This window comes from Streptomyces sp. NPDC021224 (assembly GCF_044332905.1).
Classification (GTDB): domain Bacteria; phylum Actinomycetota; class Actinomycetes; order Streptomycetales; family Streptomycetaceae; genus Actinacidiphila.
In genome coordinates this window covers 86,666-99,209 of sequence record NZ_JBIRPW010000024.1, presented here as the reverse complement: position 1 = coordinate 99,209, position 12,544 = coordinate 86,666, and the positions used below count along the sequence as shown (strand labels likewise).

The window sequence follows — 12,544 nt, the reverse complement described above, 5'->3', positions numbered from 1 at the left end:
CTGCGCCAGCGCACCCGACGACGACCACCGGTACGACGACGGAAGAGTGCACGTCCCACCCGACGTCGGCGGCGTCGTCGGCGGCGTCGTGGTCGGCGGTGTGGTCGACGGTGTGCTGGTGACGGCGCCTGTGCAGGCCGTGCCGTTGAGGGCGAAGGCGGCGGGGACGGGATTCGCCGTGGTGAAGGCGCCGTTGAAGCCGAAGCTCGTGGACGCGCCCGTGGCGAGGGTGCCGTTCCAGGCGGCGTTGGTCACGGTGACCTGTGCGCCGGTCTGGGTGTAGGAGCCGCTCCACAGGTCAGTGACGGTCTGCCCGTTCGCGAAGGCCCAGGTGAGCTGCCAACTGGTGAGTGGCTCACCCAGATTGGTAACGCTCACATTGGCGCCGAAGCCGCCGGACCACTGGTTCGTCACGCTGTAGTCGACCCGGCAGCCGGCCGCGGCCTGCGCAGAGGTCGCCACGAACGACACCCCGGCGGCCGCGAGCACGATGGACAGCAGGGCGACGAGCGCCGGTCGGTAGCGTCCATGGACATGGGATTTCTTCACAGAACACACTCCTTGAACGGAGAGCCCGCGAACAGAGGAATTGATTGCGCTAACATCCGACTACGGACAGCGCACCGGTCCGGGGGCGCTCCCGGAGGAGCAGACAGACTGCTGGACACGAAGATCACTCGACCTCATTTCCTGGCGGTCCGTCCGGAGGCGCAGCTCAGTGCGCCGCCGCCCGGAGCCGGTGGGGGGTCCGTTCGCGAGGCTCGGCGGTATTCGAAAGACGCGTCGACGTCGGAACCCGGCCGACGCGAGGCGCTGGCAAGTGTGGACCCGCCGGTACGAAAGGTCAACGCCACGGACGCACTCCGCGCCGGCCGCGCAGCCCAGGTGCTGACGGGTCCCCGGCCCTCGGGGAATCGCATCGTGGCTGCGCCGCCCTGGCGCTGTCGTCGTCGTGGTGGTGATCCTCGTGGCGGCGGGTACGGCCGCCGCCTCCTCTTCGCGGAGGGTTCCCGGCTGCGGCGAAGACCGGGCCGGGGCGCGGCTCGGGCGGCCCGGCCCCGGCGCCGAACGGCGCCGGCCGCAGGAGTCCCACCGGACGTCCGCGGCCCGCGGACCGGTGGACCGGCCGCTGGGCTCCGCACGTGCCCGTGTTCGTCCCTCGCATGTCGTACCGAGCCGCGGCCGGGTGAGGTGCGGCGCCGGCCGACCACGGGGGAGCGGTACTCCGGAAGTGTGCCGCTGACCCGGGCCACCCTCACCACCCCGCCACCCCGTGGAGTGGGCACCGTGATGGTCGCCCGGACGGGCGTCGGCCCGGCGGGTTTCACCGACCCGATGCGGGTCACCGTGTGAGAGCCGCCCGACGGGAGCGGCGGGGGCCGGTGACGCGGGCGCCGTAGCCGTCCGGCGATCGAGCCGCCGCCGGCCCGGTCAACGGCTCACTCCCTGCGGCGGCGCCTCTGAGCCGGACGGACGTCCGGCTTCGTCCCCCAGCGCTGCCTCGACCGCCGCCGCTTCCATGCAGCGGGCGAACGCCTCTGCCTGGGCAGGCGACACGTAGTGCGTGTCGATGCGGATGTCCAGGGTCAGCCCTGCGCCGGGTGCGTCGTCGACGTAGACGAAGAACCGCTCCGAGGAGGTGTCCTGGCGCCCGGTCCAGGTGAACTCGGAGCGCTCCAGCGCCGCCCGGAGCTCCTCCGCCGTCTCGCCGGGGGCCGGCCGCCGGGCGGTGTCCGGCGTCGGGGCGTGCGTGGTGCGGTCGTTGAGGTAGGTCCCGATGACGATGTCCTCGCCGCGCTCGCGGGAGAGCTGGGCGATCAGCGCGTCCAGGTCCTCCGGCTGGTAGTAGGCGTACTTCCAGGCGGCGATGGTGGCCCGCTCGGCGCGCTCGACGACCTCGGCGAGGGTGGCTCCCTCGACGTCCAGGGAGCACATGCCCGACTGCGAGACAGGGCACACCACATCCGACAGCGCCGGCCGGAAGCGGTTGCTGACCACCGGCCGGACCACCACGGGGCTGATGCCGGTGGCCCGGTGCAGGCCGAGCGCGAACAGCGACATCAGGACGGCCGGCGTTCCGGCACCGGTTCGCGCGGCGATCCTCGGCAGGGCCACCGCGAGCGCCGTGGACCGGAATTCGGCCAGCCAGTGCCGCGGCGTGCGCGGGTCCGTGGGCCCGGGCAACTGCCGTGCGGGCACCGTCCGCAGTATGTTCTCGAAGAACCGCAGGGTCCGCCGGCTCTGCCGCTGTCCGGCGGGGGACCGCTGCCAGCGGGCCTGTTCGAGTTGCTGCATACCGGTGACGGGGGCGGTCTCTCGCGCCATGACGTCGCGGAGCATGATCGCGCCGCCCCGCCCGTCGGTCACGAGGTGGTGGAGGATGGTCACCAGCCACACCGGCCGGCCGTTCTGCCGCACCACCGCCATACGGATCGGCCAGTCCTGCGCGTAGTCGAAGGCGGTACGCCGGTAGTGCGCCTCGACAGCCGCGGCGGCCTCGTCGGCGTCGCCGTCCGGGGCGGCGTCGTACACCTCCAGGGTGACCTCACCGGACGCGAAGAGCCGTTGCCGGGGTCGGCCCGTGGCGTCGAATCGCAGCCTGGTACGCATGGCGGGGAAGCGCACCATCAGGTAGCGCAGCTCGTCCGCGATGTCCGCGAGCGGCCGGTCCGCCTCCAGCGGGGCGCGGCCACCGATGGGCAGTGCGGATTCCTGACGGCACATGGCGCCCCAGATCTCCCACATGCCCCAGGTCATCTCGCCCTCGCCCTCCCCCTCCCCGGAGAAGCCGACGGTCAGCCGCTCGGCGAGGGGCGGCACCGGCGGTTCCCCGGCGGCGCCCGCGCCGGAACCCACCGTCCGCGCGCGGTGCCGTTCCCGCACCAGCGACTTGCGCCCCTCACCGGCAGGGCCCGCGAGTGGGTCGGCCTCGTCGATCACCACGACCCCGCGCAGTGTCCCCGCGGCCGCGGGCTCCAGCGCGGCGTGCACCGCGCCCGTACGGTCGGCCCGTGGATCGGCGCCCGACCGCAGTACGAGCAGGACATCGGTGACGACCTCGCCGCCGACCCGGTCGGCGACCACCACGCAGTCGTGCACCTCCGGGCACGCGGCGAGGACTCGGTCCTCCGCCACTGCCGGGTACAGCCACTTCCCCTCGCCCAGCGGCACCGCGTCCGCCGCCCGGCCGACGTGGTGGTAGCAGCCCGTCCCGTCCCGGTACATCAGGTCACCGGAGATGTGGAAGCCGCCCTGCCGCCCGCGGTACGTCGCCCCCGAGTCGTTCCAGTAGCCCGGCGCCAGCGTCGGGGCCCGCAGGCCCAGATGGCCGACCTCGCCGGCCGGGACCTCCCGGCCCGTCGCCAGGTCGAGCAGCGCCACTTCCGCGAAGTCGTGCGGGACGCCGACACAGCGTCCGTACCGCCCGGTCGTGGAGGTGTGGGTGATGTGGAAGACGGAGTGGCCCGTCTCCGTGGAGCCAAGGCCGTCCTCGAAGACGGAGCCGGGGAGCCGCCGGACGCCGTCGCGGGCCGGGGCCTCCCGCGAGCCGACGGCGACCAGCTCGCGGATGTGCGGCTCGGGCGTGGGGCCCCCGCTGCTGGACCACCGCGCCACCGAGCCGAGGTCGTGCGCCGCCAGGTCCGTTCTGGCCAGTTGCGCCCAGGTGGCAGCCGTGCCGAGAACCCTGCCCGGCCTCCAGCGCTCGATCGCGGCCACGACGGCGGGGCCGTCGTGCGGTGCCGACAGGAACAGCGCTTCGCCGCGCAGGCACAGCGCCTCGTTCAGCGCCTGGACGCTGCCCGCGTGGGCGGCGGGCAGTGCGCTGAGCGTCCGTGCGTCGCCCGGGGCGGGCGGGGCCGCCAGCCTGAGCAGCCGCGTGGCCGCGAAGAGGCTCGCGTGGGTGTGCACCACAGCCGCGGGCATCCGGGCGGTGCCCGAGGAGTGGGTGACGGCCACCGGGTCGTCGGCGTGGTGGCGGAAGTGCGCGGGCGCGTCCGCCGGGTCCGCGGTGCCGGTCTCCGCCGCCTCCACGTGCAGGACGCCATCGCCCAGGTCGAGGCCGGCCGGCACGGCGCGGTGCTCGGGATCGGTCATCAGTGCCACCGGGCGCAGCTTTTGTACGAACCCGGCGGCGATGTCGCCCGCCAGGGACCGGTCCATCAGCGCGGGGACGGCCCCGAGCCAGGTCAGGGCCAGGAACGCCAGCAGGCAGTCCGCGGACCCCGACACGTGCACCGCCACCGGATCGCCCCGGCCGATGCCGTGCGCGTGCCACCACGCCGCTCGGGCGGCCACCCGCTCCCGCAGCTCGCCGAGCGTCAGCCGGTGCCCGGCGGGGTGGCCGTCGACGGGCGTGTCGAAGGCCGCGCCCGGACCTGCCGGATCCGCTCCGAGCGCCAGCAGGGTGGACAGCACGTTGCCCGCGCCCAGTTCCGGGTCGGCGGCGAGCACGGCCCGGATGTCCTCGCTGATCACGGCGTTCTCCCTCATGTCGGCCTGGCGCCAGTCGTCCTGCCCCGGCCGCCGGGTGCCGCGTCGCGGGCACACCCGGCAGTGGCGTGACGGGGACAGGACTACACCGCCGGATTTGGCCGCACAAGGCGTTGTGCACGGCTTCGGGGGGACTTCGCCCGCGGGGGAGACCGGTGCGGCAGAAGGTGCGCGATGTCACGTTCGCCGGTGGATCGGCGGCGTCGGCTTCGCCCTCGACGACGCGCCTCGACTGCTGCGCGAGGCCTCCCTCCCGCCCGCGGCGGCCGCGGGCCCGCTTCCCGCGGGAAGAACCGCGCCGGCGCGGTGGCGGCGCGTCAGTCCGCCGCCTCGGTGGTTCGGTGCGGGAGACCGGACGGCCCTCAGCCCGTGAGCGTCCGGTACCGAACCGTTGCGGGTTCGGTGGAGACTCTCCGCCGAACCCGGAGCCGTTCAGCGCAGATGAAGGGTGACCGCCGCGGTCCCGAGCGCGGGCACCTCCACCGGGACCACGTCGCCGGGCTCCAGGCCGAGTTCGCGCCCGGCGAGGCCGAGGTAGTTGGTGCCGAACGCCTGGGTGACGGGGAACGGCGTGGCCAGTCGGCAGGTGACCGGGACCTCGGCCAGTGACTGCAGACGGACCATCAGGACACCGTCGTCCGGGGACGTCAGACCCACGAGGCGCACACGGGGATCGTCCACGGTGAGGAACCGCACCTGCGCAGGCGACGGCCCGCGGGCCTCGTCGCGGGCGCGCACCGTGACCAGCGGGTGGCCGGTGACAGCCGCGGTGCGTACCGCCAGCCGTTCCCCGGCCGCCGCGGTGGCGTCGGTGGCCTCGAAGCCGACGCTGTAGCGGAAACTGTGGTCGAACGCCTGCTCGGCAGGGAAGTTCGTGTCCCAGATGTTGTTGTGCACCCAGGAGAAGACGGTGGCCGGCTCCTCCTGCGCCAGTGACTGCGGGTAGGGGACGTAAGGGATGGCGATGCCGCCGAGTTGGACGAGCGGGGCGTCGGTCGTGGTCAGCGCGGCGTGCTGGGTCCCGTCGGTGAGGGCGATCCAGCGCCGGACGGCACGCATGTGGACCGCGGATCCCGGTACCGTCGCCAGCCCTGTGCCGGTGACGCCGCCGGTGGCCTCCATGCGCACCGCGGGGTCCTCCAACGCGAAGGGGAAGGCGAAGAACGCACTTTCCTTGGTCAGCGTCGCGGCCTTGTCGATGCGGTTGTCGATGTCGAGGCGTGCCGCGCCGTGCGGGAGGTGCACCGTGACGCGCAGCCGACGCGTGCCCGCGGGCGCGCACTCGTACACCAGCGTGTGTCCCGTGGCGTCAGAGAAGCGCTCGACGAGCGCCGCGGGCGGCGCGACGCGACGCGAGGCCAGCAGGTGCATCGAGTCGTCGGCGACGGTCTTGCTGGACTGGTGGTTGAAGCCGCCGGCGGTGGCGTACTCGTCGTACACGTAGCCGTTGAAACCGATGGTGGCGTCCTGCCGGACGAGTTCGCGTCCGGTGCGCTTGTCGACGACCGATCCGATGCAGGCCCCGCCCAGGTCCACGGTGACGCGCAGATGTTCGTTCTCCAGGACAGTGGTGTCCGCGGGCGTGCCCGTGGTGTGCGGGGCGGCAGCGGTGGCGCCGGCGCCGGTGTCAGCGGCGCCGGGGACGATGTCCAGCCGGACGGCGCCGCAGGCCGGCACGTCGGCCACGGGCACTTTCAGGAACCGGCCGGCCGCCCGGTGGCGCTCGTTGCTCTGGGCCTCCTCCACCATGGGCAGGGGCGCGCCGGTACGCGCGTCGAGGACCCGGACGGCGTCGCCCAGCCCGACGGTGCTCTCCGGCAGGAAGAGGACGGCGGTCTCCGTGCGGGGCCAGCTGCAGGTGTTCACCACGTAGAAGGAGGCAAGGGCGCCCGGCCCGGGCGGGAGGGCCTCGCCGAGGAGGGCCTTCGCGGAGTCGAGCAGCGTCTCCGCCTCGTCGTGGGCGCGCAGGGCCTGGGCGTACTTCCAGTGCCACTGCGTCTCGCCGGAGCTGTGCCCGTGGTCGCCATGGGTCCAGGGGTCCCCGGCGCCCCAGGTGTGTTCGTTGAACAGCGAGGCCGCGCGGTAGACCGTGGGCGCCTCCTTCGCGACGGCCGTGCTGCCGGGCACGCCCAGCAGCTGGGCGTAGCCGGCGACGGTCTGCGCCTCGGCGAGGGCGGCCTGGCCGCGGCGGGTGGCGGCCAGCGGGACGGCGCCGGCGCCGACGCCGTCGACCCACCAGTCGCTCCAGTCACCCTGGTAGGTCTCCAGGCGGTCGCCGACCCGCTTCTCGGCGTCCTCGAAGAAGTCCTGGTGGCGGGAGGCGCGCAGCTGGGGGAAGGCCCACTCCTCGTTCCACCGGCGCACCGTGTCCGAGATGATCCGGCGGGGTGGGCCGTTGTCGGCGAACTTGCCGAGCACGCGCAGGTGCAGGACGTCCCACGGATACGGGTCGGCGTCGGGGGTGTGGCCGAGGGCGGGGAATCCGGGTATCCCCGGACCCTGGTGCGGGTACGGGAACAGGGCCATGGCGCCGAGGTAGGCGGGCAGGAGGTCGTCGACCCGGTCGTAGGACTCGTCGAAGCCGAGGATGGAACCTTCCATGTAGGCAAGGCCGTGCGGGGTGTCGGTGCGCCAGACCAGGACGCTGTTGCCGCTGGGGGTCTGCCAGCGGAACAGCCGGGGCAGCCGCTCTCCTCCGACCAGGTGCGGCTGGGCGCGGCCGGCCCAGTTGTGGGCGACGGACAGGTAGCGGATGCCGTTGCCGGCCAGGACGTCGGGCAGACCGACCACCTGGCCCGGCACGTCGGTCTGCATGGCGGTGCGGATGTCGAGGCCGTGCCGGTCGCGCAGTTCCGTCATGGGGCGCAGCAGCTCGTGCAGCTCGTCGGTGGAGCAGGTCTCCGTGTGGAGGTTGAACGGCATGGCCGTCAGCTCGATACGGCCTTCGCGGACGCGCTCGAGGAAGCTTGCGATCTGGCGTTCGGGGCGGTTCGCCCGCCAGTCCTGGAAGGAGTGGAAGCCCTCCACGGCCCAGCGGAAACGGGCGGCCTCCGGCCAGTCGTCGGTGTCGTCGCACAGTTCGAGCAGCGAGTCGAGGTAGGCGCGGTGCTCGGCCAGCACCCGGCCCTGGGGGTCGGTGTAGCCGATGTCGAGGTGGGAGTGCTGCACCAGGTGCAGCGTCCAGTGACGCTGCGGGCGCGCCTGGAAGTCGACGGCGGCGTCTTCGCCGAGCTCGGGGAGTTCGATCCGTACGACCGTGGGGGCGTCCACCTCCGGTATCAGGATGCGCACGTCGTCCCCGGGGCCGGGAACGATCTCGCAGTGCAGGGGAGCGCCGCCCTCGCTTGTGACGCGGGCACGCGTGATCAGCGGTACGCCGTCCCCCGCGCCGGAGTGGCGTACACCCACCCGGACGGACTGGAGCAGCCCGCCCCTGCTGCTCCGGCGCAGCAGGGGCTCCCCGGTGAGCCGTACCTCCCGGCCGGCGGTACCCGTGGTGACTGCCACGCGGTCGCGCAGGAGGTCGCGCGCGATGTCGGAGTCCCACCAGGAGGGCCTGGTCAGCGGTGGCTTGGGCATGGCCGTGGGTGTCCTTCGTGTCGGGTGTCGTGGGTGGTACGTGGGGCGGCTGCCGCAGTGTGCGGCCGGCGCGGCGGGTTCCTGCCGCCGCCGGTCAGGAGCTCGCGGGGCGGCCCGGCTGACGGCCCTGCCCGGTGGCGCGGGCCAGGGTGGCGAAGATCTGGACCATGGCGGACTGCTCCAGGGTCTCGGCCGGCGCGGTCGCGTCGTAGCTGCCGCCGCCCGAGGGCTGGAAGCGGAACAGACCGGTCGCGGCGTCCCGGTTGGTGGCGTAGGTACTGTCCGCGTAGCCGGTGGCGGCCCGCAGGTACGACGGGTCGGGTCGCAGCGCGTCGAGGGCGAGCAGGTCCTTGACGTAGAAGGCGTTGAAGATCGCCGGCTGGTCGTGCAGGCGGGTGGCCTGGGTCCAGTACGCCAGCGAGCCCCGGGCGTCCTCGACGGCCTTGTCCAGATAGCCGGCGTCGCCGGTGCCGCGGTAGAGGGCCACGGCGGCACCGATCATGGAGCCCGAGTTGTAGCTCCACAGGGTCGGGTCGGTGCTGCCGTCGTCGCCGCGGTCGTTGACGTAGAGGCCGGGAGACTGCCGCATGCACGAGTACACCCAGCCGTACCACGTCTCGGCGGCGTGCAGGTAGGCGATGTCGCGGGTGTCCTCGTACAGCCTGGCCGCGAGTTGGGCGGACAGCGAGGTGACGTTGGTGGCGCGGATGGTGTTGCCGGGCGAGTCGAACCAGGCCATGCCGCCCGGGCAGGCCTTGGTGCTGTCGTCGTCCCAGGCGCGGGCCACGACGGGTACGACCTGCTCGGCCCGGTCGAGGTAGGTGCTGACCCCGGTGGCCTCGTACTGGTCGAGCTCGCTCAGGCCGACCACGGCGTTGTCGTCGTAGTAGGCGTCGCCGCCCGGTCCCAGGGGGGCGGGCAGGTAGGACCGGTAGCCCGGGCGGTCACCGGCGGCGAAGTACAACTCGACGGTGTCGAAGCGCTGCGTCGCGTCCCGGCGGTAGGACGGGCCGGTCTTCGGGAGCTGCTGCATGTCCGCAGCCGCGGCCGCGGCTTCCCGCATCGGCCACAGGTAGGAGTGCGCGGGATCCCCGGCCTGCCGGGGTACCCGCTCCAGGTAGAGGCCGTGCCCGTCGGCGCCCTGGTAGAGGTTCGCCTGCAGCGCCCGGTACGCGTCGGTGGCCCGGTCGGCCCACTGGGCCGAGGCAGCCGTGCGAGGAGGCCGGCCGTCGTGGGCGGACCGCGCGATCGCGGGGGTGGCGGTCCACAGCAGCCCGGCGCAGAGTGCGGCGGCCGTGGTGTGGCGGAGTGTCGATCTCAGCATGGCGTTCTCTTCTCGACGGAGGAGGGGTGCGGATCAGCTGTGGATCTTCAGGCTGCTGACGAAGTAGCGCTGGGCGGAGATGAACAGCACCAGCGTCGGCAGCGAGACCAGGAGGGCGCCGGCCAGGACGATCGGGGGTCCGACGTTGGAGTAGTTGCCCTGGAGGTCGGCGAGCGCGGCCATGACGGGCCGGATGTTGCGGCTCGTGGTGAGCGTGATGCCGAACATCAGGTCGTTCCAGACGGCCACGAACTGGAACACGAACACGGCGACCATCGCGGACTTGGTCAGCGGGACGTGGATCTGCCAGAACACCCGCCACCACGACGCGCCGTCCATACGCGCGGCCTCCACGACCTCGCGCGGCAGCGTCAGCGCGTAGTTGCGCATGACGAAGAACGCGAAGGGAACGGCGATGGCCGTGTAGATCAGAATCAGGCCGATCTGGGTGTCGTACAGGGAGGAGCGGGCGTACTCGACGAACAGCGGCCGGATGAAGACCTGCAGCGGCAGCAGGGTGCCGGAGTAGATCACCCAGAACCACAGCACCCGCCGTTTGACCGGCATGACGATCGTGGCGAAGGCGGCGCCCGAGGCCACGACGGCGGCGGCCACGGCACTGACGGTGGCGTACAGCGCGCTGTTGCCGAACGCCGGTCCGAGGTTGGCCTTGTCCCAGGCCTGGGACATGTTGCCGAACAGTCCGAAGTGTTCCGGCAGCCAGTGCGGGGCACCGGAGTAGCTGCCCGCGGGCACCATGGCGTTGACCACGAGAAGCCACGTGGGGATCAGCCACAGTGCGGCGAGCACCACGACGGTGCCGTTTCGCAGAACTCGGCCGAGAGACATGGTCATTCGCCTTTCACGTCCAGTTGGCGGCGCAGGTACAGCCACGAGGCCGCCAGCACGATCACGGTGAGGACGACCGCGATCGCGGCTCCCACGCCGGGCCGCAGCTCGAGGAAGGTCTCGTTGTACATGGACACCGCGAGTGTTTCCGTGGCCCGCCCCGGACCGCCCTGGGTGAGCACCCAGATCAGGTCGAACGACTTGAGACCGTTGACCAGGCTCATGCCGATCACGATGATCGACACCGGCCTGAGCTGCGGGAGCACGATGTACCGGAACTGCTGCCAGCTCCCGGCGCCGTCCAGCGCGCCCGCCTCGAGCGTCTCCGGCGGGATGGACTGGAGACCGACGAGGAAGAGGATGACCGCCACTCCCGTGGCCTGCCAGGCGTTGGCCAGGATCATCACGACGGTGTTGCCCGGCCACGTCAGCAGCCATCCGTGCGCCAGCGAGCCCATGTGCAGGTTCGTCAGCACCTGGTTGACGGCACCGTCGGTGGTGAGCATGAAGTTCCAGACCACCGCCACCGCGGCACCCGAGAGCGCGTAGGGCAGCACCACGCACAGCCGGGCGGCGCGGGACCAGCGGGTGGCGTTGGTCATGACGGCGACGGCCAGACCGAGCACGAAGGGCAGCACGACCGTGCCGGCGACCCACATGAGCGTGTTCTGGACGGAGCGGGACAACGCCGGGTCGGAGGCGAACCGCGAGTAGTTGTCGAACCAGCTGAAGGGCGAGGTCCGTGAGTCGCTGAAGAAACTGCGGTAGACCGTCCAGACGAACGGGAGGATCAGGAAGGCCACGACCAGGAGCACCGCCGGGGCCATGAAGGTGCCCGCGGCCATCCGTTCACGCGGATTGAGCCGGGAACGTGACAGGAGGGGCCGCCGGGCGTCACCGGGGGACTGCGCCCGCCTTCCGCCGCCGGCGGCGGGGAGGTCTGTTTCGGTTGTCGAAGTACTCATGCCTCGTCGCGCCTCCAGGCCGCCCATTCGTCTTGTGCACGCTCCTGCATCCGGCGCAGCGTGGTGGCCGGAGAGGTCTGGCCGGCCATGAAGCCGCCCAGGTCGTCGGTGTTGCCCTGGATGAGGCTCGGCGGGCTGGCCTCCCAGTAGCGGATCAGCGGGATACGGCGCTCCTGGGCGATGTCCTGCTGGAGCTTGGCCACGACCGGGTTGCTCGCACGTACCGTCGGGTTCGCCGAGCTGTCCTGGAGGAAGTCGCTCCAGACCCGCTGCACCGAGGGCGTGAGCCAGGCGGCGGCGTTCGCCACCGCGGCGCCGTGCGAGGAGGCGCGGTGGGGGACGACGAACACACCCGACTCGGCGATCACGCTCTTGGGGGTGGACGTCCGCACCGTGGGAAGGATGCAGGCGTCGTAGTCGACCCCGGGCTTCATGCCGGCCGCGGCGATCCCCTGCGACTGCCAGGTGCCGTGCAGGAACATGCCGACGGTGCCGGCCTTCAACGCACCGGGGCCGCGTGCCTGGTCGAAGTCGGGCGGCGTCATCCAGCCCTTGCGCATGAAGTCCAGCCAGATGTCCATCGCCTGGCGGGCCGGAGGGTCGGTGTAGGAGGCCTCACCGGTCACCAGCTTCTGGTAGAAGTGCGGGTCGACCTTGGTGACCAGCTCCTGGAACCACTCGATCGCGGGCCAGCCGCCGACCTGGCTGGCGAGGAACGGCGTGATCCTGTTGCGCTTGAGGACTTCCGCGCAGTGCAGCAGTTCCGCCCAGCTGCCCGGGGCCGACAGCCCCAGCCTCGCGAACACGTGCTTGTTGTAGAACAGCACGTAGTACGACTCGTAGATCGGGATGCCGTGGACCGTTCCGCGGTAGGACACGGCGTCCCGTGACGCGTCGCGCACCCACCCCTTGGCCACGTACTTGTCCCAGACCCCTGTCAGATCCGTGAGCCCGCCCGTGCGCGCCAATCGCTTGAGCTGGTAGCCGGAAGCCCATTTGACCAGGTCGGAGGCCTTCGAGGTCTGCAGGGTCATCTGCACGACCTGCTGGTACGACGTCACCGAGGGGTTGGACAGCGGGCGCAGGGCGTAGCCCGTCAACCCCTTCAGCGTGCGCCCGGCAGCGCGGTATCCGTCGTCCCAGGTGGCGTTGTCGTTGGAGAGACTCGTGGTGCCCGGCTGCGCGGAGGTGCTCTCGCCGCGAGCGCACCCCTGGAGCGCGAGGGAGGCCGCGCCCGCGGCCATCCCGGCGAGGAGGCTGCGCCGCGCGAGCGGCACGGCCGCACGGCGGGTCCTGCCCGATGCTGACATTGATCACCCTTCGCCGAATCGGGCCA

Annotated in this window: 7 protein-coding genes; all 7 read right to left on the bottom strand. The window is 72.3% G+C overall.

Features of this window, described 5'->3' with window-relative positions; genetic code table 11:
- The coding region (locus ACH4PY_RS35050) for a cellulose-binding domain-containing protein (protein WP_398192475.1) at nt 1-549 on the bottom strand (549 nt) is incomplete at its 3' end.
- 882 nt (nt 550-1,431) lie between these two features.
- Nucleotides 1,432-4,476, bottom strand: a complete 3,045-nt coding sequence (locus ACH4PY_RS35045; RefSeq protein WP_398192473.1) for an AMP-binding protein — start codon at nt 4,474-4,476, stop codon at nt 1,432-1,434.
- Between the two features lie 447 nt (nt 4,477-4,923).
- Entirely contained in the window at nt 4,924-8,070 is a 3,147-nt protein-coding gene (locus tag ACH4PY_RS35040; RefSeq protein ID WP_398192471.1) for an alpha-mannosidase, read from the bottom strand.
- A 94-nt stretch (nt 8,071-8,164) separates the two neighbouring features.
- Nucleotides 8,165-9,394, bottom strand: a complete 1,230-nt coding sequence (locus ACH4PY_RS35035; RefSeq protein WP_398192469.1) for a glycoside hydrolase family 76 protein — start codon at nt 9,392-9,394, stop codon at nt 8,165-8,167.
- 33 nt (nt 9,395-9,427) lie between these two features.
- A complete protein-coding gene (locus ACH4PY_RS35030) occupies nt 9,428-10,249 on the bottom strand; it encodes a carbohydrate ABC transporter permease (RefSeq protein ID WP_398192467.1) in 822 nt (273 codons plus the stop codon).
- Nucleotides 10,246-11,208 (bottom strand): carbohydrate ABC transporter permease, encoded by a 963-nt coding sequence (locus ACH4PY_RS35025; RefSeq protein WP_398192464.1) that lies wholly within the window; start codon nt 11,206-11,208, stop codon nt 10,246-10,248. The genes ACH4PY_RS35030 and ACH4PY_RS35025 overlap by 4 nt, the downstream gene beginning before the upstream one ends.
- On the bottom strand, nt 11,205-12,518 hold the full coding sequence (locus ACH4PY_RS35020) for an ABC transporter substrate-binding protein (RefSeq protein ID WP_398192462.1): 1,314 nt from the start codon (nt 12,516-12,518) through the stop codon (nt 11,205-11,207). Before ACH4PY_RS35020 ends, ACH4PY_RS35025 begins: the two co-directional genes overlap by 4 nt.
- Between the last annotated feature and the right edge of the window lie 26 nt (nt 12,519-12,544).

Excerpts from the sequence above, each read along its gene's own strand:
- ACH4PY_RS35030 (WP_398192467.1), bottom strand. The coding sequence starts at position 10,249 with ATGACCATGTCTCTCGGCCGAGTTCTGCGAAACGGCACCGTCGTGGTG.
- ACH4PY_RS35025 (WP_398192464.1), bottom strand. The coding sequence starts at position 11,208 with ATGAGTACTTCGACAACCGAAACAGACCTCCCCGCCGCCGGCGGCGGA.
- ACH4PY_RS35035 (WP_398192469.1), bottom strand. The coding sequence starts at position 9,394 with ATGCTGAGATCGACACTCCGCCACACCACGGCCGCCGCACTCTGCGCC.
- ACH4PY_RS35020 (WP_398192462.1), bottom strand. The coding sequence starts at position 12,518 with ATGTCAGCATCGGGCAGGACCCGCCGTGCGGCCGTGCCGCTCGCGCGG.
- ACH4PY_RS35040 (WP_398192471.1), bottom strand. The coding sequence starts at position 8,070 with ATGCCCAAGCCACCGCTGACCAGGCCCTCCTGGTGGGACTCCGACATC.